Origin of the sequence: Aliiroseovarius salicola (assembly GCF_027891095.1) — a bacterium.
Lineage (GTDB): Bacteria > Pseudomonadota > Alphaproteobacteria > Rhodobacterales > Rhodobacteraceae > Aliiroseovarius > Aliiroseovarius salicola.
The window spans coordinates 145,671-168,430 of record NZ_JAQIIO010000003.1; the positions used below are offsets into that span (position 1 = coordinate 145,671).

Genomic DNA, 22,760 nt, shown 5'->3' on the forward strand with positions numbered 1-22,760 from the left:
TTACCATGGTGGACTATGAATTCGGATATATCCCTTACTTTGATCGCGAAAGCTGCGATCTGGACGAATTCAAGGTGTTGACCTCACAGGCACTTGAGCTGGGGCAGGTACCCCATGCGGCTGAGGTCGCCAAGAACGTGCCGATCTATGACATGAATGCGCTGCGCAGTTCTTTGGAAGATCCGGAAAAACGGCGTGCCCTGATGGCGGAATGGGCTTGGGTGCTGGGCCGGTCTTCGGGTGTCGTCGTGCTGAAAGCGGCCTATGCTGATACGGGGCCTGTTGATGCCGCCACCGCGATTTACCAACAGGTGATTGCGGATGAGCGCAAAGGGGCGGCCGGAAGCGGAGATCATTTCGCGGCAGCAGGCGCCAATGACCGGATCTGGAACTCGCTCCAGAAACTTTGCGAACGTGATCCGCAGGTCTTTGCCCGCTATTTCGCCAACACGGCGATTGCCGCGATCTGCGAAGCGTGGCTGGGACCGAACTACCAGATGACCGCGCAGGTCAATCAGGTACGCCCCGGCGGCGCGGCGCAGGATGCGCATCGCGATTATCATCTGGGGTTCCAGACCTCGGATGTGGCCGAAACATACCCCGCCCATATGCATGACCTGTCGGCGGCGCTTACGCTGCAGGGGGCGGTGGCGCATTCGGATATGCCGGTGGTGTCTGGCCCGACCAAACTCCTGCCGTTCTCGCAACTTTATCGCCCCGGCTATGTGGCGTGGCGGCGTGAGGATTTCCGGGTGTATTTCGAAGAAAGCCACATCCAGCTTCCGCTGGAAAAGGGGGATGCGGTGTTCTTCAATCCGGCGCTCTTTCATGCGGCGGGGGCCAATACCAGCGAAGATATCGAGCGGATGGCGAACCTGTTGCAGGTCTCGTCCGCCTTTGGTCGCGCGATGGAAAGTGTCGACAGGCTGGGGATGTCAAAACGGCTTTATCCGGCACTTCAGGCGCTGGGCGATACATTGACACCGGCCGAACGAAAGGCGGCGATTGCCGCCTGCGGAGAGGGATATTCCTTCCCGACCAACCTCGACACCGATCCGCCAACCGGGGGGCTGGCCCCAGAAACACAAGCGGCGCTTCTTGGTCGAGCATTCGACGAAGGGTCGTCGGCAGAGGCCGTCGTCACCGCGCTTGAGGCACAGGTCAAACGCCGCGAGGCATGATAGAAAACAGGGGCCGCGCTCAGGCGCGGCTCGATTCGAGTTTGAGGGGGCAGACCATGGCAGATCTTCTGCGTAAACCATTTGGAAACCACGGTAAGGTGCATGACATCACGCCGGAAAGCGCAGGGTGGCGCTATGTAGGCTTCGGCCTTTACAAGCTCCGTGCAGGTGAAAGCGCCGAGGAACTGACCGGTGATCGCGAGGTGATCCTGGTGATGGTCGAAGGCAAAGCCCAGATCACCGCTGCCGGACAGGATTGGGGCGTTCTCGGGGATCGCATGAATGTCTTTGAAAAGACTCCGCCGCATTGCCTCTATGTGCCGAACGGGTCCGAGTGGAAAGCCACGGCGGAAACCGAGTGTACGGTTGCGGTCTGCACGGCGCCGGGCAAAAGCGGTCATGAAGCGCGGCGGATTGGTCCCGATGGCATCACGCTCACCGAACGCGGCAAAGGTACGAACACGCGCTACATCAACAATATCGCCATGGAAGCGGAAGATTACGCCGACAGCTTGCTGGTGACCGAAGTGTTCACCCCGGCAGGCCACTGGTCGTCCTTCCCGTCGCATCGCCATGACGAAGATGATTTTCCACGGATCACCTATCTGGAAGAGACCTATTACCACCGCCTGAACCCCGCGGACGGGTTTGGCATCCAGCGCGTCTATACCGATGATGGCGGGCTTGATGAAACCATGGCGGTGAATGACGGCGACGTGGTCCTTGTCCCGCGCGGACATCATCCCTGCGGGGCGCCATACGGGTTCGAGATGTATTATCTCAACGTGATGGCAGGGCCATTGCGCAAATGGCGGTTCGTCCCGGCCCCCGAAGTGGAATGGATCATGGAGCGGGACGCCTGATGCCAGATTTTGCCAATTATCCCAGCCTTCAAGGCAAAACGGTCTTCATCACCGGAGGGGCATCGGGGATCGGTGCGGAGACCGTGAAAGCCTTTGCAGAGCAGGGGGCCAAGGTGGGGGTTGTCGATCTCGATGAAACTGCGGCCAGTGATCTCCTGTCTGGTCTCGATGGGGATCATGCATTTGTCCGATGCGATCTTCGTGACATAGCGGCGTTGCAAAAGGCGTTTGATGAGCTCGCGGACGGACTGGGACCAGCACAGGTATTGGTGAACAACGCGGCGCGCGATGATCGGCACAATTGGGCGGATGTGACACCTGACTATTGGGATGAACGCATGAACACCAACCTGCGCCACATGTTCTTTGCCATCCAGTCGGTTGCGCCTGGAATGATTGCTGCCGGTGGTGGGTCGATCATCAACATAGGGTCGAACTCTTGGTGGGAGGCAGGCGGGGGGTTCCCGGCATACACAACCGCCAAGGCGGCCGTGCACGGCCTCACCCGCACCATGGCGCGCGATCTTGGCCAGCACCACATTCGCGTCAATACCGTGGTGCCCGGGTGGATCATGACAGATCGCCAGAAAGAACTTTGGGTGACACCCGAGGCGCTGGGTAAGCAAGTCGAGCGTCAATGCCTGCCAGATCCGATTGATCCGGTGTATGTCGCACGGATGGTGTTGTTTCTCGCTTCGGATGACGCGGCCATGTGCAGCGCAAACAATTTCATGGTCGAAGCCGGGTCGATCTGAGCGCTGATCCGCTTTTGTCGAGTTCGCTCTCCTTGTCCGACTCACCTTATCGTGTGCATACTGGTTACATCCACCAAACGGCGCCTTGGCTGCGCATTCCAACTGGTCCGCGACCAGGTGCCTTCGCAACGACGGAGGAAAACATGACTATTTCTGCACGTTTGGAACATCACCTGAGCGATCTCGGATTGCACTATTCGATGATCCCACATCCCTATGCCGCCACCGCGGCCGAAGTGGCCGAGGCAGCACATGTTCCCGGAGATCACCTTGCTAAATCAGTGCTTATCCACATGGAGGAAGGCCCGATGCTGGCGGTGGTGCCAAGCAACCAACAGGTTGATCTGACAGCCCTTCAGTCCTTGATGCAAAAGCGTTTGGGGCTGGCGCCAGAAACCGAGATGAAAGAAGTGTTTAATGATTGTGATCTTGGGGCGGCCCCACCGGTCGGTGAAGCCTATGACGTGCCAACCATCGTGGATGACAGTCTGTCCGGGCTTGATAAGATCTGGTTTGAAGGCGGCGACCACACCACGCTGATCGAAATGCGGGGGCGCGACTTCGACAAAATGATGAAAGATGCAGAGCACGGATCATTCTGCTGCCTGCACTAAGCGGTGATGAAAGCTCTTGAAACAGGACTTTGGGAGGAGGTCGCCTATTTCTCCTCTCTTTGTTCCCGTAACGCTTTGCCAACTCGATGAGATGTGCTGACCACATTGGGGCGGGAATCGATATTGTGAGGGGCAAAGCGGGGAGGCGGTTACATGCACTTGTAAAAAGGGGCTGAAAACCGCGTCTTGTGGGTGGCGACGAAAAAATAATTAACACCCCCCCCCTGAGCGTGTTTTCACAACGGATCAGGTCGGATTGTCGTTGTGATTATCTGGCTTTTACAGTGTGTTACCGCTCTTTTCATAACGCTTTCATAAAACTGGATTTATTTACATCCTGACGCATTTCTTCACAAGCCGCGAAAATTTTGATCTAGGTCAAACGGTCGCGATCTCCATGGCGTTATGGGTAGTTCAGCAAGCCAGAAAAGCGAGCCATGACCCTTGAATAACACCCCATCAAGACGCGCCTTTTTAAGAGGCAAGGTCAATGAGACCCTTCGCCCACGGCCCCCGGGCGCCGCTGGCGATATTGCGTTTCATGATGACTGCACCCAGTGCGGAGATTGTGCGCGTGCCTGTCCGGAAGGGATCATCATGCGCGACGGTGACGGTTTGCCGGTTCTCAATGTGTCCCGAGGGGCTTGCACATTCTGCAATGCCTGCATCGACGCCTGCGAACCCGGTGCCCTGTTATCCGAGCGCCCTTTCCCCTGGCGGGTGGCTGCTCAATCCTCGTGCCTGTCCATGAGCGGTGTGCAATGCCGCGCCTGTCAGGACCATTGTGACCTGGGCGCGATCCGCTTTCAGCTGCAACCGGGCGGATCCGCCCAGCCGCTGTTCGATCTGGACGCCTGCACCGGATGTGGGGGCTGTATTTCCCCGTGCCCGGTTGGCGCCATTGAATTCACCCAAATCCAACCGCAAACGGAGGCCCGCCCATGCTGAATATCTGCGGCTGCCTGGTACATACAATGCCCGATATGACCGATCAGGTCATGGCAGCGATCAATGCCACAGAGGGCGGCGAAGTCCATGCCCATGAAGACGGTCGCATCGTCGTGACCGTCGAAGACACGTCCGAGATGCGTGCATCAGACCAGATCATGGAGATGCATCAGATCCCGGGCGTGATCACCGTAACCCTGACCTATCACCATTTCGAAGAGCTCGACGAGAACGTCGATGGTTCTTCGCCGACCAAACACTAAAACGGGAGACCCATCATGACCACGTCCCGCCGCTCTTTCCTGAAAGCCAGCGCCGCCGCCGCAACCGCGTCGGCCGCTGGGATCACCCTGCCGAATGCGGCCACCGCGCAAGTGCGCAAGCCTGACATTCGCTGGGACAAAGCCGCCTGCCGCTTCTGCGGAACGGGCTGTTCTGTTCTTGTCGGGGTGAAAGATGGCAAAGTTGTTGCCACCCAAGGTGACCCGGAAGCTCCGGTGAACCGCGGGTTGAACTGCATCAAAGGCTATTTCCTGTCGAAAATCATGTACGGCAAGGACCGTCTGACCACACCGCTTCTGCGCATGACCAACGGCGTCTATGACAAAGAAGGCGAGTTTACCCCGATCAGCTGGGATCAAGCCTTCGACATCATGGCCGAGAAATGGAAAGACGCGCTCGCCAAGAAGGGCCCGACTTCTGTTGGTATGTTCGGCTCTGGCCAATGGACCGTCTGGGAAGGCTATGCTGCCGCCAAGTTCATGAAGGCTGGCCTGCGGTCCAACAACATCGACCCCAACGCCCGCCACTGTATGGCGTCCGCCGTGGCAGCGTTCATGCGCACCTTCGGCATCGACGAGCCGATGGGCTGCTATGACGACCTTGAACACGCTGATACCTTCGTGCTCTGGGGCTCGAACATGGCTGAGATGCACCCGATCCTGTGGTCGCGTCTGACCGACACCCGCCTGACCAAACCGGGCGCAGAGGTGCATGTTCTGTCGACCTTCGAGCACCGCTCGTTCGAACTGGCCGACAATGGCATGATCTTCGAGCCGCAAACCGACCTCGCGATCCTGAACTACATCGCCAACTACATCATCCAGACCGGTGCGGTGAACCAGGAGTTCGTTGAGAGGAACGTCAACATCACCAAGACCAACACCGACATCGGATACGGTCTGCGCCCGACCCACGCACTGGAGCAGGCTGCAGAAAACCCATCCCATGAAGGCAAACACGGCAAGCTGACCCCGATTACCTTCGAGGAATATGCCGAAGCCGTGTCGAAATACACGTTGGAATACACAGCCGAGCTGTCGGGCGTACCCGCAGCCAAGCTGGAACGTCTGGCCAAGCAATATGCCGATCCGAACCGGAAAATCATGTCGCTCTGGACCATGGGTTTCAATCAGCACACCCGCGGTTCCTGGGTGAACTCGCTGATGTACAACGTGCACCTGCTTGTTGGTAAGATCTCCGAGCCGGGCAACTCGCCCTTCTCGCTGACCGGTCAGCCGTCGGCTTGTGGTACCGCCCGTGAGGTTGGCACCTTTGCGCACCGTCTGCCTGCCGATATGGTGGTCATGAATGAAGCGCACCGCGACTTTGCAGAAGACAAGTGGATGCTGCCAAAAGGCACCATTCCGGCCAAGCCGGGCTTCCACGCCGTGCTGCAGCACCGCAAGCTGAAAGATGGCGACCTGAACGCATATTGGGTTCAGTGTACCAACAACATGCAAGCAGCCCCGAACATCAACGAAGAAGGCCTGCCGGGCTATCGCAACCCGGAAAACTTCATCGTCGTGTCTGATCCGTATCCGACCGTGACCGCAATGGCCGCTGACCTGATCCTGCCCACTGCGATGTGGGTCGAGAAGGAAGGCGCTTATGGTAACGCTGAACGCCGCACCCAGTTCTGGCGCCAGCAGGTGGATGCACCGGGTGAATCCAAGTCGGACGTGTGGCAGGTGATGGAATTCGCCAAACGCTTCAAAGTGGAAGAAGTCTGGCCGGAAGAGCTGATTGCTCAGAAACCGGAATATCGTGGCAAGACGCTTTACGAGATCCTGTTTGAAAACGGCAAGATCAACAAATATCCGCTGTCTGAAACCGCAGAAGGCTTTGGCAACGACGAGGCCAAGCACTTCGGCTACTACGTCCAAAAAGGTCTGTTCGAGGAATACGCCGATTTCGGTCGCGGCAAAGCCCACGACTTGGCAGATTTCGATACATACCACCAGGCCCGCGGTTTGCGTTGGCCAGTGGTTGACGGCAAGGAAACGCTCTACCGCTTCCGCGAGGGGTATGACCCCTATGTGAAGAAGGGCGAAGGCGTGAAATTCTACGGCAAGCCCGATGGCAAGGCGAACATCATTTTCGCCCCCTACGAGCCGCCTGCAGAAAGCCCGAATGAAGAGTTTGACCTCTGGCTGATCACTGGCCGTGTGCTGGAGCACTGGCATTCCGGTTCGATGACCCGCCGCGTGCCCGAACTGCACCGTTCGTTCCCGTCTGCCGTGGTGTTCATGCACCCGGAAGACGCCAAGGATCGTGGTCTGCGCCGCGGACAGGAGATCGTGATTTCTTCGCCGCGCGGCGAGATGACCTCGCGGGTGGAAACCCGTGGTCGGAACAAACCGCCTCGTGGGTCGGTCTTCGTGCCCTGGTTCGACGAACACCAGCTGATCAACAAGCTGACGCTGGACGCAACTTGCCCGATCTCGAAAGAGACCGACTTCAAGAAGTGCGCCTGTAAAGTTGAGCGCGCCTGATCCGATAACGGACTGATAAGGAAAGAAAGCCATGTCCTCCGCCAACCGCAACACCACGCCCGTGAACCGGCGCCGCTTCCTGCAGGATGCGGCCCGGGTGGCTGGTGCTTGCGCGGTGGGGGGCATGGCACTCACAAAGCTTGCCACCGATGCACGCGCCCTTCCGGCGCAGGCGCTCCGCCCGCCCGGAGCGCTTCCAGAAGAGCATTTTCTGGCCGCGTGCATTCGTTGTGGGCTTTGCGTGCGGGATTGCCCCTATGACACGCTGAAACTGGCGGAACTGGGCCTTGATGGCGCGGCCACCGGCACACCGTTTTTCACCGCCCGCGATGTGCCTTGCGAAATGTGCGAGGACATCCCCTGCGTCGTGGCCTGCCCAACGGGCGCGCTTGACCATGATCTGACGAATATCGACGACTCGCGCATGGGACTTGCGGTGTTGATCGACGAGGAGAAATGCCTCAATGCGCTCGGTCTGCGCTGTGATGTCTGCTATCGCGTCTGCCCGGTGATCGATAAGGCGATCACGCTGGAACTGTCGCACAACCAGCGCTCGGGCGCCCATGCCATCTTCATGCCGGTTGTGCATTCCGATCATTGCACCGGCTGCGGTAAATGCGAGAAATCCTGCGTTCTGCCCGGTGAGGCTGCAATCAAAGTGCTGCCGATCCGCGTGGCCACGGCAGATGCCGCTGATCACTACCGGCTTGGCTGGGAAGAGGACACCCCTCTGGTCGACGAGCTGATCGACTTGCCGGACCGCCTGCCTGGACCGGGTACTGACAATCTTGTCGCCCCCGGTGGGTATCTGCCAGAAGGCATGCCGGATCCCAGCATGGAGGGCGGCTTTGCACCTTCTTACGGGCTTCCGGGAATTGGGGGGGCAGGGCAATGAGCCAGACAACATCCCTTCCCGTCGGACGCGAAGCGGTTTTGGAAAAAGGCTGGTGGAAAGCCTATCAGTTCCTGATCCTGCGTCGCATCAGCCAGGTGTTCTTCCTTGGCATCTTCCTGCTTGGCCCTTGGGCCGGGATCTGGTGGGTGAAAGGTAATCTGGCCAGTTCACTAACCTTCGACATCCTGCCGCTGACCGATCCTTTTGTGTTGCTGCAAGGTATGCTGGCCCAGCATTGGCCCGAGATGACCGCCATCATCGGAGCGCTGATTGTTGGCGTCGCCTATGCGCTCATTGGCGGGCGGGTCTATTGCAGCTGGGTCTGCCCGATCAACCCGGTCACCGATACGGCACATTGGCTGCATGACAAACTGGGGTTTGCCAAAGGTTGGCAGCCAAAACGGAACACACGTTACTGGGTGCTGGGCATGGTTCTGGCTGTGTCTGCACTCACCGGCAGCATTGCATGGGAACTCGTCAATCCGATCTCGATGCTGCATCGCGGTCTTATCTTTGGAATGGGTTTCGCCTGGACCTTTGTGCTCGCTGTCTTTGTCTTCGACCTCGTCGTATCACGGCGCGGCTGGTGCGGGCATCTCTGCCCGGTAGGGGCCTTCTATGGGCTTCTGGGAAAAGGTTCGATCCTGCGGGTCAGCGCCACCAAACGCGCCGAATGCGACGATTGCATGGACTGCTTTGCGGTCTGCCCCGAAATGCACGTGATTACGCCCGCCCTTCGCGGTGCGGACGCGGACACACCGATTATCCTGTCATCCGATTGCACCAATTGTGGACGTTGCATCGACGTCTGCGCACCGGATGTCTTCACTTTCACCACCCGGTTCGATGAAACCCCCGCGCCCGCCCGCGCGGAACGCCGGAATACCAAACGTCAACCCGAGGCCAGTCGCGCGGCCTGACAAAACACGGGAGTAGCCCAATGAGAAAGCACTTTTTGATCAGCGCCATCGTCGTCCCGACGCTTCTGGCCAGCGCCGTCTGGGCGCAGAACGCCAGCGTTCAATCCCTGCGGGGCGCCGCAGTCGATGAACATATTGCAGTGGAGGATGTGTTCCACCAGGACAAGGATCGGTTCACCCGCAACTATCGCCAGCAGCCACCGCTCATTCCGCACTCGATCGACCAATACCAGATCGACCTGAAAGCGAACCGCTGCCTGTCCTGCCATGACTGGACCCAAGCAGGCGAGCGTAACGCACCGACGCTGTCGATGACCCACTATCAGGACCGTGAAGGCAACCAACTGGATGTTGTGGCCGGCACCCGCTGGTTCTGTAACCAATGCCACGTACCGCAAGCTGACGCGCCTGCGCTGGTGGAAAACACGTTCGAGGCCTCGAACTGAGGCGCGGATGAGGAAGGGAAAGGATAACAGATATGTCTGACGCAAATCCCGGGTTCATCCGCCGCACATGGCGCTGGTTCTGGACACCGACAGGAGCGATCTCATTGGGCGCGCTTCTCGTTTCCGGCTTTGTTGCCGGGGTGGTGTTCTGGGGCGGCTTCAACTGGGCGCTCGAGATGACCAACAAGGAAGAATTCTGTATCTCGTGCCACGAGATGCAAGACAACGCTTTCGCCGAATATCAGGGCTCGGTGCACCAGAACAACAGTTCGGGCGTGCGCGCCACTTGCCCGGATTGTCACGTGCCGAAGGATTGGGGCCCGAAGATCATTCGCAAGATCAAGGCCACCAAAGAGCTCTATGGTCACTTCATCACCAAATCGATCTGGACCCGCGAGAAATTCGAGGATCTTCGCATCGATCTGGCGGCCAATGAATGGCGTCGAATGAAGTCGACAAACTCGCAAGAGTGCCGCAACTGCCACAATTTCGAGTACATGGACTTTACGGCTCAGGAAAACCGAGCTGCCGACAACCACCAGGTTGCGCTGGATGAGGGCAAGACCTGTATCGATTGCCACCAGGGCATCGCGCATGAATTGCCCGAAGGCTGGCAGGACCGCTACGAGCAGGTTGTGCAGGAAATGGCCGCTGCCGGTGAACTGACCCTGCCGGATGGTCGTCAGGTCGCTGACGCCAAAGGCGAGATCGAAGGATTCCTGACCTCGGGCAACTGATCTGGGATATGGATCTCAACAACAATGATGAAGGGCCGGGCATTGCCTGGCCCTTTTCCGTTGACCGCAACAGATGGCCGCGACAGACCCATTCTTTTTGTCGCAATTTGCCCCTCTCCCTTGACCCTGCTCAAGGTCTTCCCTTTTCTGCTGCATTAGGTCGTGCTTGAAGCGCTGAAGGAGACACCCATGAAACTCGCTTTTACCATCGCACCAGGGCGCGGAGAGACCAACGTTCTTTTGGCTGAAATTGCCGAAGATCTGATAGCCCGCAAGGTTCGCGTGGTTGGCACGGTCCAGATCGATACCGATCGTGGCGAAGACCGCAAATGCGACATGGATGTGATGGTGCTGCCGGACGGGCCGCTCATTCGTATTTCTGAGGATCGCGGAGTGGGCGCGCGTGGATGTCGTCTGGACGCAGATGCGCTGGAAGGGGCTGTGGCGGATACCGAAGCGGTGCTGGCCCTCAGAGGAGAGCAACGGGCTGATCTGCTTCTGGTCAACAAGTTTGGCAAGCATGAGGCCGAAGGTCGCGGGTTCCGTGCTGCCATCGCCACCGCGCTGGAGCGGGACATTCCGGTTCTGGTTGGGGTGAATAAGCTCAACCGTGAGGCTTTTGAAGCGTTCTGTGGCGAGGCGGCCGAGGAATTGCCTGCCGATACTGCCGCCATTTCTGCCTGGATCGACAGGGCGCTCGCCCCCTGACATCTCCTTCGGGTGCTTGGCAAGACCCCGCCCTTGGCACCCATCTGTAGTTCGAGATATTGTGGAGAGAACAAAACGGGAACATAATGGGGTATGTCGACACGATTCGCGGACCTCTTTCCGCCCCGGCGCGGTCGCACCCATGAGGTGACCGGGGCAGGGGCACATGCCTTTGCCGCCCTCTTGGCTGGGCGGCTGAAGGGGGATGTGGTGTGGCTGATCGAGGCCTGGCGGTCAGATACGCTCAACCCGTTGGGGATCTTTCCCTTTTGCGATCCGAGCAAGCTGTTGATGGTCCATGCGCCCAGCCCGACCGATCTCCTGGCGGCGATGGAAGAGGCGCTGCGATCCGGCTCTGTGGCGCTGGTGGTTGCTGAGGTTTCCGAGGCGCTGTCGCTCAAGGCCGGACGGCGCTTGCAACTGGCGGCTGAGGCCGGGCGGGTGACGGGGCTGGTGATCATCCCCGAGGGCAAAGGCTCCAACGCGGCCCAGACCCGGTGGCGGGCAGAGCCTCTGCCGCCTGCGCAGACCACGCTCTCGGATCACCGGCCGGGGCCACCGCGCTGGCGCTGGTCGCTGGTCAAGAACAAGGCAGGCGCAACACCTGCCTGGGATGTGATGTGGACCCTCTCTGGGAAGGAGGACAGGCATGATGAATACGCTGACATTCACACCGGAAAAACGGGTCATCTCTCTGTGGTTGCCGCGTCTGGCGAGCGAGCGGTATCTGCGCCGCTTCCCCTCTGACGGTCCCTTTGCCATCACCGCGCAAGAGGCCAATGCCAACCGGGTGGTCTGCCTGAACGCCGCAGGTGAACAGGCGGGGCTGTCCCGTGGCATGGGCCTGTCAGATGCACGCGCGCTTTGCCCTGATCTGCGCACGGGCATTCGGGACGAGCATGGGGATGCGCGGTTCCTGCTGGGGCTGGCCCGCTGGGCGCAGCGTTACTGCCCCTGGGTGGCGCGCGATGGGGCGGATGGGTTGCTTCTGGATATCACCGGATCCGCCCATTTGATGGGGGGCGAAACGGCACTTCTGGCGGATCTGCGTGCGCGATTGTCCCGTGTGGGGATGACCACCCGTCTGGGTCTGGCCGATACCCGCGGGGCGGCCTGGGCGCTGGCGCGCTATGGCGAAGGGGTGGCCCCGGTGGGGGGCACAAGCGCCGCCCTTGTGGCCCTTCCCGTGGCGGGGCTGCGCCTTGATCCCAAAGAGGTGGTCACCCTGCAGCGGCTGGGTCTCAAAACCATAGGACAACTGATGGATCTGCCCCGCGCCACCTTGGGGCAGCGCTTTGGTGGCGGGGTTCTGATGCGGCTTGATCAGGCGCTGGGCGATCAGGGCGAGGCGCTTTCGCCCGAGGGCCAGGCGCCCCATTTTGCCACCCGCCTGACCCTGCCCGAACCGATTGGACTGACCGCAGATGTGATGGCCGGGCTGGAACGCCTGTTGCCGCAGCTTTGCGACCGGCTTGCCCGGTATGAGATGGGCGCGCGGCGCATGGTGCTGATCTGTCGCCGGGTGGATCGCGGCGCGCAGGAGGTCGACCTGCGCCTTGCCCGCCCAATGCGCGATCCGCACCGGATCCTGCCGCTGTTTGAACGCGGGGTGGGCGAGCTGGATGCAGGCTTTGGCATTGACCAGATGCGGCTGCTGGCCCGAGAGGTCGAGGCGCTGCCCACCGAACAGCTCACCCGCTTGCAAGAGAGCCGCCAGGACGGGGTGGCCGACCTTGTGACGCGGCTTGGCAACCGGGTTGGGCTGGAAAACATTCGCCGCTTTCTGCCTGCCGACAGCCATATTCCCGAACGCAGTTTTCTGGTTGCTCCCGCCGCATGGTCCGCGCCGGACCCCGGCTGGTCTGTCAGCCACCCGCGCCCCTTGCAGCTTTTCCCACCGGAACCGATTGCCGGGCAGGGTGCTACCCCGCCCATTCGGTTTCGCTGGCGGCGCATGGCGCTTTCAGTGGCGCGGGCCACGGGGCCAGAGCGGATTGCCCCGGAATGGTGGCTTGAGGATGAGGCGTGGCAGCGTGGTGTGCGCGATTACTGGCGGATTGAAACCCGGCAGGGGCGCAGGTTGTGGCTTTATCACACGCCGCAAAACCCCGGCTGGTTTGTGCAGGGGGCGTTTGCATGAGCGATCCGACAGATCACCCCCCCTTCCTGCCGCATGAGGGGATGCCCTATGCCGAGCTCTGCGTGATGACGAATTTCACCTTCCTGACCGGCGCCTCGCACCCGGAAGAGATGGTGACTCGTGCCACCGAACTGGGCCTCTCCGCGATCGCCATCACCGACCGCAATTCGCTGGCCGGGGTGGTGCGGGCGTTTGCGGCACTGAAAGAGCTGCGGCGGCAAACGGAAGAGGGGATCCGGATCCGATCAGAGCGGCGGGTTGATCCGTCCTCGCGGCAAGAGATCACGGAGGGTGGCGTGCTTATCCGACCCGAAAACCTGCGCCTGCCCAAGCTTATCGTGGGCGCGCGTCTCGTGCTTAAGGACAGCCCAGTGGACTGGGTCGCCCTGCCACGGGATCGCGCCGCCTATCACCGCCTGTGCCGCCTTCTGACCCTTGGTAAGCGCCGGGCCGAAAAGGGCGCGTGCCATCTGACCCTGCGCGATCTTCTGGACGGCTGTGCGGGTATGACCCTGATCGCCCTGCCGCCTGATACACACCATGCCGAGCCGATCCGCCGCATGGCGCGACGCTATCCGGGCCATGTCTATCTCGGGGCCGCCCCGCGCTATGACGGGTCGGATCAGGGGTGGTTCGATGCCTGTCTGCGCCTGTCGCACCAGACCGCCGCGCCGATGGTGGCAGTGGGGGATGTGATGATGCATCACGGATCCCGCAGAAAACTTGCGGATGTGCTGACTTGCGTGCGCGAGGGGCTGACCATCGATACAATCGGCACCCGTGCGCTGCCCAATGCTGAACGTCGCCTGAAGCGGCCTTCCGATATGGCCCGGCTTTACCATCGCCACCCTGCCGCCCTGCGTCGCACCGGAGAGATTGCGGCGCGGTGTGGCTTTGACCTTTCCGAACTCAGCTATGAATACCCGGATGAGATCGGTGGCGGAGAGGATCCAATGGCGCGGCTCTCTCGACTGGCCCATGAAGGGCTGGCCCGTCGCTATCCCCAAGGGGCCAGCGACAAGGCACGAGCACAGTTGGAGAAGGAGTTAAAACTCGTCAAGCGCCTTGATTTCCCCACTTATTTCCTGACCGTGCATGATATTGTGCAATTCGCCAGATCGCAGAGGATCCTTTGTCAGGGGCGTGGGTCTGCCGCCAATTCGATCATCTGTTACCTGTTGGGCATCACCGATGTGGGGCCGGAAACCATCACCATGGTGGTGGAGCGGTTTGTCTCGGAACATCGCGGCGAACCCCCGGACATCGACGTGGATTTTGAACATGAACGGCGCGAGGAGGTGATCCAGCATATCTATGACACCTATGGCCGCCATCGCGCCGGGCTCTGTGCCACGGTGATCCATTTCCGCTCCCGTGCCGCGATCCGTGAGGTGGGCAAGGTGATGGGGCTGAGCCAGGACGTGCTGGGTCATATCTCGGGCCGCATGTGGGGATCATCGTCGCGTGGTGTGGACGAAGACCGGGTGCGGGAAGTGGGGCTAGACCCGGAAGATCCGCGCCTTGCCATGACCCTGCGGCTGATCAGCGAAATCATCGGATTCCCCCGTCACCTCAGCCAGCATGTGGGCGGGTTTGTCATCACACGGGGACGGTTGGATGAGCTGGTGCCGGTGGAAAATGCCGCAATGGAAGATCGTACGGTGATCGAATGGGACAAGGATGATATCGACACGCTGGGCATCCTCAAGGTCGATGTGCTGTCCTTGGGCATGCTGACCTGCATCCGCAAATGTTTTGCCGAAGTGGCGGGTTTTGGCGGCCCGGAGCTGACGATTGCCACCGTGCCGCAGGATGATACCGCCACCTATGACATGCTCTGCAAGGCCGATGCGGTGGGGGTCTTTCAGGTGGAAAGTCGCGCCCAGATGAATTTCCTGCCCCGGATGAAACCGCGCAAATTCTACGATCTGGTGATTGAGGTGGCCATCGTGCGCCCCGGTCCCATTCAGGGCGGTATGGTGCATCCCTATATCAAGCGTCGCCAGGGACTTGAAAAGGTTGAATTTCCATCCGAGGAGCTTAAGGCCGTGCTTGGCAAGACCAATGGGGTGCCACTGTTTCAGGAACAGGCGATGCAGATCGCCGTAGTGGGGGCGGGGTTCAGCCCCGAAGAGGCCGACCACCTGCGCCGCTCGCTGGCCACTTTCCGCAAGATGGGCACCATCGGCACGTTCCGGGACCGGTTCACTCGGGGTATGCTCAATCGCGGCTATACCGAAGATTTCGCGGATCGCTGTTTCAGCCAGATCGAGGGGTTTGGCGAATATGGCTTCCCGGAAAGCCACGCGGCGGCCTTTGCCATGCTCACCTATGTCTCGTCCTGGCTGAAATGCCACCACCCGGCGGAATTTGCCTGTGCGTTGCTGAACTCTCAACCGATGGGATTCTATGCGCCTGCCCAGATCGTACGGGATGCGCGGGAGCATGGGATCGAGATCCGGCCCATCTGCGTGAATGCCTCCGACTGGGACAACCGGCTGGAGCGGCGCGCGGATGGCACACTGGCGCTCAGACTCGGGTTTCGTCAGATCAAAGGGTTTCGTGAGGAGGATGCGGGTTGGATTGTGGCCGCGCGGGGCAATGGGTATCACGATGTGCAGACTCTTTGGCGCCGGGCCGGGATTGGCCCCGCGCCGCTGGAACGGTTGGCCGAGGCGGACGCCTTCACCGGCATGGGGCTGACGCGCCGTGATGCGCTGTGGCAGATCAAATCGATCCGGTCCGATAAGCCCCTGCCGCTTCTGGATGATCCGATGGATGGGGAAGCGGTGTATGAACCCGATGTGGATCTGCCGACCATGAATCTGGGCGAAGAGGTGGTTGAGGATTACGTCTCGATGCGCCTGTCCCTGCGTGCCCATCCGGTGGAACTTTTGCGTCCGCGCCTGCCGGGCCTCACCCCGCATGACCGGTTGAACAAGGTGCCTTTGGGGCGGGTGTCGGTCGCCGGTCTGGTGATCACACGGCAACGGCCCGGCACGGCGTCGGGGGTGATTTTCCTGACGCTGGAGGATGAGACCGGGGTCTGCAATGTGGTTGTCTGGCCAAAGGTTTACGAGAAATTCCGTGTTGCCGTTATCGGTGGGCGACTGCTTAAAGTCACCGGCTATCTGCAGCGCGAGGGGATCGTCGTGCATCTGATCGCGCAACAGGTTGAGGACCTGTCAGACAAGCTTGCCGAACTGGGCCACCCGATGCCCGAGGTGATCGGAGAGACCCTGCCGCAAGCCGACGAAGCCCCGCGCCCTCGCCAGAAACCAGCCGCAGCCCGCCACCCGCGCGAACAGGCAAAACGGCTGTTTCCCAGCCGAGATTTTCATTGAGGAAGGGACGCGTCGCACAGAAGGGTGCTATGTCACAAACACACTGCTCGCGACTGCCATATCCTGAAATGTCGGGGGGGAAGTGGTGGGCGACCTTGGAATCGAACCAAGCGTGCGTCTCCGCGAGGGAGTTACAGTCCCCTGCCACACCTTGCGGCCTGTCGCCCACTTCCTTTGCGCCTCAGCGCTGGAATGGAGGCTGATTAAACCGCCACATCGCGGGGGTCAAGCCGAAAAAGCACCGAATTTGGCTTGTCTCTCGACGCGCTTCGCCGCATTGTCCGGGTCTCTTTATTTTATTGGGCGCAGAGGGCGGACAGGGTCATGAAAAAACCCAAATGGGCGGTGGAAAAGGAAAAGGCGAAAAAGGCAGCGGCGGCGGAAACCGTCTGGCTGTTTGGCTTGCACGCGGTGCGGGATGCGCTTTTGAACCCGAAGCGGGAAAAGCTGCGACTCATCGTGACGAAAAACGCGTCTGACAAGCTGGCGGATGCGATTGGCGAAAGCGGCATGGCGCCGGAAATGGTGGACCCGCGCAAATTCCCCAAAGTGCTGGATCCGCAATCGGTGCATCAGGGGGCCGCTTTGGAAGTGAAGCCCCTGAAATGGGGCAGTCTTGCCGACCGTGCAGTGGATGCGGGCGAGGGGCTGCCGATCATGGTGCTTTTGGATCGTGTGACCGATCCACATAACGTGGGTGCCATTCTCCGCTCGGCAGAAGTGTTCGGTGCCAATGCAGTGGTCGGCACCGCGCGTGGATCGGCACCCGAAACCGGGGCGCTGGCCAAAACGGCATCTGGTGCGCTGGAACGTCAGCCCTATGTACGCATCCGCAATCTGGCCGAAGCGATGGAAGAGCTGAAGGCGATGGGATATGTGGTGCTGGGGATGGATGGAGAGGCCGATGAGACCATCGAAACCGCGTTGGGCAATTTCCCCGACCGTCCCGTAGCGCTTGTGCTGGGGGCTGAAGGGCCGGGGCTTCGTGAAAAGACCAAAGCGACCTGCGACCAACTGGTGAAAATACCCTTTGCGCGTGAGTTTGGATCTTTGAACGTCTCCAATGCTGCGGCTGTGGCGCTTTATGCGACCCGGAGCTCACGCTGACAAACGCCCTGATCAACTCATCCTGACATTCGAGTGAGGCGGGGTGAAATGTCCCGCCAATAAGGGCAGATTGTGTGGGGAAAAGGAGATCCTACATGTCGAAATTAATGCTCTCGCGCCGCAACCTTCTGACCGGTCTAATCGCCGCCCCGCTTGCAAGTGCTGCCCTGATCCACCCGGCGATGGCGGCCAATGCACCCGTTTACACCGAAGATGGCATCGCCTGGGACGGTTATGATCCGGTGGCTTATTTCACCAAAGGTGCGCCGACCGCAGGGAATGCTGATTTCTCATTGGAATATATGGGAGCGACGGTGTTGTTCTCATCCGCCGAGACCCGAGACATGTTTGCAGAAAACCCTGATAAATATGCTCCGCAATTTGGTGGCTACTGCGCCTATGCTGCCAGCAAAGGCTATATTGCCCCTACCGTGCCAGAGGCCTGGACCGTGCATGAGGACAAACTTTACCTGAACTTCAGCCTGCGGGCCCGCGAACTCTGGTCGAAGGATATTCCTGGCAATATTGCCAAGGGCAATGCCAATTGGCCCGGTATCCTGAATGGCTGATACTCATCTGCACACGTCTCTTCACAGGGTCGTGTGCTGATCTTTAAGCCTCGCCGATAAATCATAGGTATTGATCAGATAGCGGGACGGAACCCCGTTATCGTTTACACTGTCCCTCGTTCCGAAAACTGCGCCCCGGCCCAAGCTGTGGGCGCTTTTTTTTATTCGGTGGTGGCCTTGCGACGCCACGTCCTGCGACTTGCCTATTGAAAACAGGTGGTTCAGTGATAATTGCAGTATATGGACCAGATGAATGTCGATGCCCACCTTGCGCATATTCTAACAACCACTCGTGTGATTGGGCTTGTAGGGGTATCCAACAAACCTGAGCGGGCCAGCCATCGTGTGGCGGGATTTCTTGCGCGTAAAGGCTACCGGGTGATTGGTGTAAATCCCGGGTTGGCGGGAAAAGAGATGTTTGGCGAGGTGATTGTCGCAGATGTGCGATCGCTTCCCCCGGAAACCGACATGATTGATCTGTTCCGAAATTCAGATGCAATAGGGCCAATTGTGGACGGCGCGCTTGAGGCGCTTCCTAATCTGCGTACGATCTGGATGCAGTTGGATATTTTCAATGCTGATGCGCGTGAGAAGGCAGAGGCGAGGGGCATTCAAGTGATAGAAAATCGCTGTCCGAAAATTGAATATCCGCGCCTCTTTGGGGATCGCTCTTTGGCCGAGTTGCAAGAGTTGTCAGCCTAGACAAGCTGGGGGCTTTGCCCCCAGACCCCCAGGATATTTATCGTCAGAAGAAAAGGCTGCTGTTCCGGGTGAGTGGGTTAGCTGCGTGCTTCTTTTTCTGCGATGCCCGATAGGCCCTGGCGACGCGCAAGCTCGGTCAATACGTCATCAAGTGCCACGTCGCGGGCGGCAAGCATGACCAGCAAATGGTAAAGCACGTCGGCGGCCTCGTAGGTGAGATTTTCGCGGTCATTCTTGGCGGCGGCAATGATGGCTTCGATCGCTTCTTCGCCGAACTTTTCAGCGCATTTTTCCGGGCCCTTGGAGAGGAGTTTCGCGGTCCAAGAGCTGTCCGGGTCTGCGGATTTGCGCGCCTCGATGGTGGCTTCGAGTGTTTTCAGGATATCCATATCAGTCGAGCCTCATTTCTATTCCGGCGGCTTGCATATGTTCTTTTGCTTCGCGGATTGTGTATTCGCCGAAATGGAAGATCGAGGCGGCGAGAACGGCAGAAGCGCCACCTTTGGTCACGCCTTCTACGAGGTGATCAAGAGTGCCCACACCTCCCGAGGCGATCACCGGCACATGCACCGCGTCCGACACGGCGCGGGTGAGGGGCAGGTTGAAACCGGCTTTGGTGCCGTCACGGTCCATCGAGGTGAGCAGGATTTCCCCAGCCCCCTTCGCTTCCATCAACTTGGCAAATTCCACCGCGTCGATCGGGTTACCATCGGCATCCAGCGCGGCTTTGCGTCCGCCATGGGTAAAGATGCCCCATTTGTTGGGGATGCCGTTTTCGTCATGTCCGATGGTCTTGGCGTCGATGGCGACCACGATGCACTGCGACCCGAACCGGTCGGCCGAGCGCGCGACCACATCGGGGTCGGCCACCGCGGCGGAGTTGAAGCTGACCTTGTCAGCCCCGGCCAAGAGCAAGTCGCGCACATCATTTGGGCTGCGCACACCGCCGCCGATGGTCAGCGGCATAAAACACTGTTCTGCCGTACGGGTGGCGAGGTCGTACATTGTGCCGCGATTTTCATGGGTGGCTTTGATGTCAAGAAAGCAAAGCTCATCCGCGCCTGCAGCATCATAGGCGCGCGCCTGCTCAACCGGGTCGCCCGCGTCAATCAGGTCTACGAAGTTGACACCTTTCACCGTGCGGCCTTCGGCCACGTCGAGGCAGGGGATGATCCGGGTCTTGAGCATGTTCGGTCCAATCGGTTGCGCCGCGTCGGTAGCGGTTTAGTTGCTGTTGGTCTGCGATGTAAGCCTTTGCCATGTCAAGACGGCAACGCCCCGCTTGGGGCCAAAGCTTGTTTCCGGTGCGGACAAGGTCAGGATATCTCCCTCGATCCTGGCAAAACGCTCCATGTCCTGTCCAACCCAGTCGGGAGAGACACTGATTTCAACACTGTGAGTCACGCGGTTGCCTCGGGTCGAGTATCGACCGCAGTATGAAAAGTGCTCAGCAAGAGCTTTACGTGCAGCCTCTGCACTGGCTGATACAGTGTCACCAAGCGGCGGGCGGTCGGGGGCCATGATATGCGCCGCCATAAACCTGTCTTCACCATAGTGCAGACGCCCAATCGGCGCGTCACCAAAAGGATCGGCAAAGGATCCGTCGGTGAATTCAAGCTGGTAGGAGATCAGCGCCCAGGTTCCGACAAGCTGGGCGGCGGTCAGTGTCACTTGAGCACCGCCAACGCTTCTTTCAGGTCAATCGCCCCGTCATAGAGCGCGCGGCCTGAGATGGCACCGTTCAGCGCTACGCCGCAGTCGCGAAGCGCAATCAGGTCGTCCATCGAGCTTACGCCACCCGAAGCGATCACCGGGATCGAGACCGCGCGGGCGAGGTCGGCGGTGGCTTCGATGTTCGGGCCTTGCATGGCGCCGTCACGGTTGATGTCGGTATAGATGATGGCAGACACGCCAGCATCCTCAAAGGATTTGGCGAGATCGGTGACCATCACGTCAGTTTCCTTGGCCCAGCCTTTGGTCGCCACACGCCCGTTGCGGGCGTCAATGCCCACAGCGACTTTGCCAGGGAATTCGCGTGCGGCTTCGCGCACCAGATCGGGGTTTTCCACGGCAACCGTGCCGAGGATCACGCGGCTGAGCCCCTTTTCGATCCAGGTAGAGATGGTGGCCATGTCGCGAATGCCGCCGCCCAGCTGGGCGGGCACGTCGATGGCAGCAAGAATACCCTCGACAGCGCTCGCGTTCACGGGTTCACCGGCAAAGGCGCCATTGAGGTCCACCAGATGGATCCAGTCGCAACCCGCATCGGCAAAAGCCTTGGCTTGCGCGGCAGGGTCATCGTTGAACACTGTCGCTGCCTCCATCTCGCCGCGCAACAGGCGCACGCATTGGCCGTCTTTCAGGTCGATGGCGGGATAGAGGATCATGGCATATTCCTATGTGCTGTCGTGATGCAGATTGCGGGCCTTTTGCCATGTCGGCGGGGCTTTGCCAAGCGTGCGCTCCCGCCACGTCAAGGTTGCCAGAGAAAAAATGCCCCGGCAGGATGTCGAAAACAAAAGTCAAAGACATGTTTCAGGGAGAAACAGATGAAAAAGTTAATGGTTGCCGCTGCAATCAGCTTTGGGATTGCGGCCCCGGCACTGGCGGACCCGGTGTTGGGAACTTGGAAAACGCAGGTGGATGACGGGCATTATGCGCATATCGAGATGTCGAAATGCGGGTCAGAGATCTGCGGTGTGATTGCCAAAGCATTTGACGCCAAGGGCGAGATTTCTTCTCCGAATGTCGGTAAGAACCTGGTCTGGGGCATGAAGGCTCAGGGTGGTGGATCTTACAAAAAGGGCACGATCTGGCAGCCTTCGACCGGCAAAGAATACAATTCCAAAATGTCGCTGGCTGGCGATGTCCTGAAAGTTTCAGGCTGCGTGCTGGTGATCTGCAAGAAGCAAACCTGGACACGGGTTAAGTAACCGAACGCCACCACTCACGGCACCACTCACGGGGGTAAGCGCCGGGGTATATTTTGCCCCGGCGCTTTCCTGTTCGGACCTGAGGTATCCGGCTAGGGCGTCCAGGTCAGGAAATTTGAAATCATCTTCAGACCGGTGGCCTGACTTTTCTCCGGGTGAAACTGCGTACCGATGATGTTGTCACGCCCGACGATAGCCGTGATATCCCCCGCATAGTCGCAATAAGCCAAGCGCTGAGCCGGATTTTTTACTGTCATGTGATAGGAATGTACGAAATAGACATGTTCGCCCGTATCAATCCCGTCCAACACAGGGTGAGGATGGTCAATGATCAGGTCATTCCACCCCATATGAGGCACTTTGAAGCTGGGATCTGACGGGGTGATCTTCACCACGTCGCCGGGGATCCAGTCAAACCCTGCCGTATCTTCATATTCATGGCTTACGGTGGCAAGCATCTGCATACCTACGCAGATCCCCATGAAGGGGCGTCCCTTTTGCATGACCGCCTCATCCACCGCCTCAAAGATACCCCGATGATCATCGAGCTGTTTCTTACAGGCCGGAAAGGCGCCATCGCCAGGGAGCACGATCCTGTCAGCGCGGGCCACATCTTCGGGTGATGGGCTGACGATCACACTTCCCGCGCCGGTTTCCGCTGCCATGCGCTGAAAGGCTTTCTCGGCAGAGTGAAGATTGCCGCTGTCGTAGTCGATGATCACGGTGAGCATGAGGTCCTCCGGGTTGCGCATCTGATCTCGCCCAGAACCGCGCCGGGGTCAATACTGTCTGTTCGCTCTGCATGTTGAAGAGGATGGGAAAACCGGCTTGAGGAGCTGGCTCGGATCATCACCACGGGGTCTAAGTCCCAGATTTGGGGTTATTTAATTTAACAAGTTAATGTTAGGGGAGGTTGGCGACTCAGATATTGACCGGCATGGATATGCCGTGTTTTTTGGCAGGGTTGGCGCGTGTTTGCGCCAGGATAGTAACGAGTTTCGGATCGCCACTTATTGGCGGCACCTGTAATGGTCTCTCGGCAGTCCTGGCCAATTGCCAGCTATTGATCTTGCTCTCTTCTCAGGGGGCTGGATCTATGCCGAGGGCATTGGTTGGCCCGCGCC

The 22,760-nt window shown here is 59.5% G+C and carries 24 protein-coding genes and 1 tRNA gene; 19 read left to right on the plus strand and 6 right to left on the minus strand.

Annotated features, from left to right (window positions below):
• The first annotated feature begins 5 nt into the window (after positions 1 to 5).
• From O2N63_RS06860 to O2N63_RS06930, 15 genes are all read left to right on the plus strand, one after another.
• Positions 6 to 1,181, plus strand: coding sequence for a phytanoyl-CoA dioxygenase family protein (locus O2N63_RS06860; RefSeq protein ID WP_271053514.1), 1,176 nt, complete (start codon positions 6 to 8; stop codon positions 1,179 to 1,181).
• A gap of 56 nt (positions 1,182 to 1,237) precedes the next feature.
• On the plus strand, positions 1,238 to 2,044 hold the full coding sequence (gene iolB, locus O2N63_RS06865; protein WP_271053515.1) for a 5-deoxy-glucuronate isomerase: 807 nt from the start codon (positions 1,238 to 1,240) through the stop codon (positions 2,042 to 2,044).
• Complete coding sequence (locus tag O2N63_RS06870) at positions 2,044 to 2,799, plus strand: SDR family NAD(P)-dependent oxidoreductase (protein ID WP_271053516.1); 756 nt, start codon at positions 2,044 to 2,046, stop codon at positions 2,797 to 2,799. The genes iolB and O2N63_RS06870 overlap by 1 nt, the downstream gene beginning before the upstream one ends.
• Positions 2,800 to 2,942: 143 nt before the next feature.
• Complete coding sequence (locus tag O2N63_RS06875) at positions 2,943 to 3,413, plus strand: aminoacyl-tRNA deacylase (protein ID WP_271053517.1); 471 nt, start codon at positions 2,943 to 2,945, stop codon at positions 3,411 to 3,413.
• Positions 3,414 to 3,857: 444 nt separating this feature from the next.
• Positions 3,858 to 4,361 (plus strand): ferredoxin-type protein NapF, encoded by a 504-nt coding sequence (locus O2N63_RS06880; protein WP_271053518.1) that lies wholly within the window; start codon positions 3,858 to 3,860, stop codon positions 4,359 to 4,361.
• 26 nt (positions 4,362 to 4,387) lie between these two features.
• The gene (locus O2N63_RS06885) at positions 4,388 to 4,624 is read left to right on the plus strand and encodes a chaperone NapD (RefSeq protein ID WP_333780728.1); all 237 of its coding nucleotides are present in this window, start codon (positions 4,388 to 4,390) and stop codon (positions 4,622 to 4,624) included.
• A gap of 15 nt (positions 4,625 to 4,639) precedes the next feature.
• Entirely contained in the window at positions 4,640 to 7,135 is a 2,496-nt protein-coding gene (napA, locus tag O2N63_RS06890) for a nitrate reductase catalytic subunit NapA (RefSeq protein WP_271053520.1), read from the plus strand.
• 31 nt (positions 7,136 to 7,166) lie between these two features.
• Complete coding sequence (gene napG / locus O2N63_RS06895) at positions 7,167 to 8,030, plus strand: ferredoxin-type protein NapG (RefSeq protein ID WP_271053521.1); 864 nt, start codon at positions 7,167 to 7,169, stop codon at positions 8,028 to 8,030.
• Complete coding sequence (napH, locus tag O2N63_RS06900; protein ID WP_271053522.1) at positions 8,027 to 8,950, plus strand: quinol dehydrogenase ferredoxin subunit NapH; 924 nt, start codon at positions 8,027 to 8,029, stop codon at positions 8,948 to 8,950. Before napG ends, napH begins: the two co-directional genes overlap by 4 nt.
• Positions 8,951 to 8,970: 20 nt before the next feature.
• The gene (locus O2N63_RS06905) at positions 8,971 to 9,396 is read left to right on the plus strand and encodes a nitrate reductase cytochrome c-type subunit (RefSeq protein WP_271053523.1); all 426 of its coding nucleotides are present in this window, start codon (positions 8,971 to 8,973) and stop codon (positions 9,394 to 9,396) included.
• Between the two features lie 32 nt (positions 9,397 to 9,428).
• Positions 9,429 to 10,133, plus strand: coding sequence for a NapC/NirT family cytochrome c (locus tag O2N63_RS06910; protein WP_271053524.1), 705 nt, complete (start codon positions 9,429 to 9,431; stop codon positions 10,131 to 10,133).
• A 189-nt stretch (positions 10,134 to 10,322) separates the two neighbouring features.
• Entirely contained in the window at positions 10,323 to 10,841 is a 519-nt protein-coding gene (locus O2N63_RS06915; protein WP_271053525.1) for a DUF2478 domain-containing protein, read from the plus strand.
• A 93-nt stretch (positions 10,842 to 10,934) separates the two neighbouring features.
• Positions 10,935 to 11,588, plus strand: a complete 654-nt coding sequence (locus tag O2N63_RS06920; protein WP_271053526.1) for an ImuA family protein — start codon at positions 10,935 to 10,937, stop codon at positions 11,586 to 11,588.
• Complete coding sequence (locus tag O2N63_RS06925) at positions 11,491 to 12,981, plus strand: Y-family DNA polymerase (protein WP_271053527.1); 1,491 nt, start codon at positions 11,491 to 11,493, stop codon at positions 12,979 to 12,981. The genes O2N63_RS06920 and O2N63_RS06925 overlap by 98 nt, the downstream gene beginning before the upstream one ends.
• Positions 12,978 to 16,325 carry an error-prone DNA polymerase gene (locus O2N63_RS06930; RefSeq protein ID WP_408629792.1) on the plus strand — a complete coding sequence of 1,116 codons (3,348 nt, stop codon included), beginning with the start codon at positions 12,978 to 12,980 and terminating at the stop codon, positions 16,323 to 16,325. Before O2N63_RS06925 ends, O2N63_RS06930 begins: the two co-directional genes overlap by 4 nt.
• A gap of 83 nt (positions 16,326 to 16,408) precedes the next feature.
• Here O2N63_RS06930 and O2N63_RS06935 read toward each other — a convergent pair.
• Positions 16,409 to 16,492: transfer RNA gene (locus tag O2N63_RS06935), tRNA-Tyr, on the minus strand.
• Positions 16,493 to 16,649: 157 nt separating this feature from the next.
• On the opposite strand from O2N63_RS06935, the gene rlmB reads away from it, so the two are divergent.
• From rlmB to O2N63_RS06950, 3 genes are all read left to right on the plus strand, one after another.
• Positions 16,650 to 17,432, plus strand: coding sequence for a 23S rRNA (guanosine(2251)-2'-O)-methyltransferase RlmB (gene rlmB / locus O2N63_RS06940; protein WP_271053528.1), 783 nt, complete (start codon positions 16,650 to 16,652; stop codon positions 17,430 to 17,432).
• Between the two features lie 95 nt (positions 17,433 to 17,527).
• Positions 17,528 to 18,001, plus strand: a complete 474-nt coding sequence (locus tag O2N63_RS06945; RefSeq protein ID WP_271053529.1) for a YHS domain-containing (seleno)protein — start codon at positions 17,528 to 17,530, stop codon at positions 17,999 to 18,001.
• Positions 18,002 to 18,241: 240 nt separating this feature from the next.
• Positions 18,242 to 18,703 carry a CoA-binding protein gene (locus O2N63_RS06950; RefSeq protein ID WP_271053530.1) on the plus strand — a complete coding sequence of 154 codons (462 nt, stop codon included), beginning with the start codon at positions 18,242 to 18,244 and terminating at the stop codon, positions 18,701 to 18,703.
• A 77-nt stretch (positions 18,704 to 18,780) separates the two neighbouring features.
• Here O2N63_RS06950 and O2N63_RS06955 read toward each other — a convergent pair whose 3' ends face one another.
• Genes O2N63_RS06955 through hisA form a run of 4 tightly spaced genes read right to left on the minus strand, consistent with a single transcriptional unit; the run spans position 18,781 to position 21,090 of the window.
• Positions 18,781 to 19,092, minus strand: a complete 312-nt coding sequence (locus tag O2N63_RS06955) for a phosphoribosyl-ATP diphosphatase (protein ID WP_271053531.1) — start codon at positions 19,090 to 19,092, stop codon at positions 18,781 to 18,783.
• A 1-nt stretch (position 19,093) separates the two neighbouring features.
• Positions 19,094 to 19,891, minus strand: a complete 798-nt coding sequence (gene hisF, locus O2N63_RS06960) for an imidazole glycerol phosphate synthase subunit HisF (protein ID WP_271053532.1) — start codon at positions 19,889 to 19,891, stop codon at positions 19,094 to 19,096.
• A 36-nt stretch (positions 19,892 to 19,927) separates the two neighbouring features.
• The gene (locus O2N63_RS06965; protein ID WP_271053533.1) at positions 19,928 to 20,374 is read right to left on the minus strand and encodes a lipocalin-like domain-containing protein; all 447 of its coding nucleotides are present in this window, start codon (positions 20,372 to 20,374) and stop codon (positions 19,928 to 19,930) included.
• On the minus strand, positions 20,371 to 21,090 hold the full coding sequence (gene hisA / locus O2N63_RS06970; RefSeq protein WP_271053534.1) for a 1-(5-phosphoribosyl)-5-[(5-phosphoribosylamino)methylideneamino]imidazole-4-carboxamide isomerase: 720 nt from the start codon (positions 21,088 to 21,090) through the stop codon (positions 20,371 to 20,373). Before hisA ends, O2N63_RS06965 begins: the two co-directional genes overlap by 4 nt.
• 162 nt (positions 21,091 to 21,252) lie before the next feature.
• Between hisA and O2N63_RS06975 the strand changes: the two genes are divergently transcribed.
• Positions 21,253 to 21,636, plus strand: a complete 384-nt coding sequence (locus O2N63_RS06975; RefSeq protein WP_271053535.1) for a DUF2147 domain-containing protein — start codon at positions 21,253 to 21,255, stop codon at positions 21,634 to 21,636.
• Positions 21,637 to 21,728: 92 nt separating this feature from the next.
• Here the strand turns inward: O2N63_RS06975 and hisH are convergent, their stop codons facing one another.
• Entirely contained in the window at positions 21,729 to 22,367 is a 639-nt protein-coding gene (gene hisH / locus O2N63_RS06980) for an imidazole glycerol phosphate synthase subunit HisH (protein WP_271053536.1), read from the minus strand.
• Positions 22,368 to 22,760: the final 393 nt, after the last annotated feature.

Coding starts and splice junctions, on each gene's coding strand:
- O2N63_RS06860 (WP_271053514.1), top strand. CDS start 6: ATGGTGGACTATGAATTCGGATATATCCCTTACTTTGATCGCGAAAGC.
- iolB (WP_271053515.1), top strand. CDS start 1,238: ATGGCAGATCTTCTGCGTAAACCATTTGGAAACCACGGTAAGGTGCAT.
- O2N63_RS06870 (WP_271053516.1), top strand. CDS start 2,044: ATGCCAGATTTTGCCAATTATCCCAGCCTTCAAGGCAAAACGGTCTTC.
- O2N63_RS06875 (WP_271053517.1), top strand. CDS start 2,943: ATGACTATTTCTGCACGTTTGGAACATCACCTGAGCGATCTCGGATTG.
- O2N63_RS06885 (WP_333780728.1), top strand. CDS start 4,388: ATGCCCGATATGACCGATCAGGTCATGGCAGCGATCAATGCCACAGAG.
- napA (WP_271053520.1), top strand. CDS start 4,640: ATGACCACGTCCCGCCGCTCTTTCCTGAAAGCCAGCGCCGCCGCCGCA.
- napG (WP_271053521.1), top strand. CDS start 7,167: ATGTCCTCCGCCAACCGCAACACCACGCCCGTGAACCGGCGCCGCTTC.
- napH (WP_271053522.1), top strand. CDS start 8,027: ATGAGCCAGACAACATCCCTTCCCGTCGGACGCGAAGCGGTTTTGGAA.
- O2N63_RS06905 (WP_271053523.1), top strand. CDS start 8,971: ATGAGAAAGCACTTTTTGATCAGCGCCATCGTCGTCCCGACGCTTCTG.
- O2N63_RS06910 (WP_271053524.1), top strand. CDS start 9,429: ATGTCTGACGCAAATCCCGGGTTCATCCGCCGCACATGGCGCTGGTTC.
- O2N63_RS06915 (WP_271053525.1), top strand. CDS start 10,323: ATGAAACTCGCTTTTACCATCGCACCAGGGCGCGGAGAGACCAACGTT.
- O2N63_RS06920 (WP_271053526.1), top strand. CDS start 10,935: ATGTCGACACGATTCGCGGACCTCTTTCCGCCCCGGCGCGGTCGCACC.
- O2N63_RS06925 (WP_271053527.1), top strand. CDS start 11,491: ATGATGAATACGCTGACATTCACACCGGAAAAACGGGTCATCTCTCTG.
- O2N63_RS06930 (WP_408629792.1), top strand. CDS start 12,978: ATGAGCGATCCGACAGATCACCCCCCCTTCCTGCCGCATGAGGGGATG.
- rlmB (WP_271053528.1), top strand. CDS start 16,650: ATGAAAAAACCCAAATGGGCGGTGGAAAAGGAAAAGGCGAAAAAGGCA.
- O2N63_RS06945 (WP_271053529.1), top strand. CDS start 17,528: ATGTCGAAATTAATGCTCTCGCGCCGCAACCTTCTGACCGGTCTAATC.
- O2N63_RS06950 (WP_271053530.1), top strand. CDS start 18,242: ATGGACCAGATGAATGTCGATGCCCACCTTGCGCATATTCTAACAACC.
- O2N63_RS06955 (WP_271053531.1), bottom strand. CDS start 19,092: ATGGATATCCTGAAAACACTCGAAGCCACCATCGAGGCGCGCAAATCC.
- hisF (WP_271053532.1), bottom strand. CDS start 19,891: ATGCTCAAGACCCGGATCATCCCCTGCCTCGACGTGGCCGAAGGCCGC.
- hisA (WP_271053534.1), bottom strand. CDS start 21,090: ATGATCCTCTATCCCGCCATCGACCTGAAAGACGGCCAATGCGTGCGC.
- O2N63_RS06975 (WP_271053535.1), top strand. CDS start 21,253: ATGAAAAAGTTAATGGTTGCCGCTGCAATCAGCTTTGGGATTGCGGCC.
- hisH (WP_271053536.1), bottom strand. CDS start 22,367: ATGCTCACCGTGATCATCGACTACGACAGCGGCAATCTTCACTCTGCC.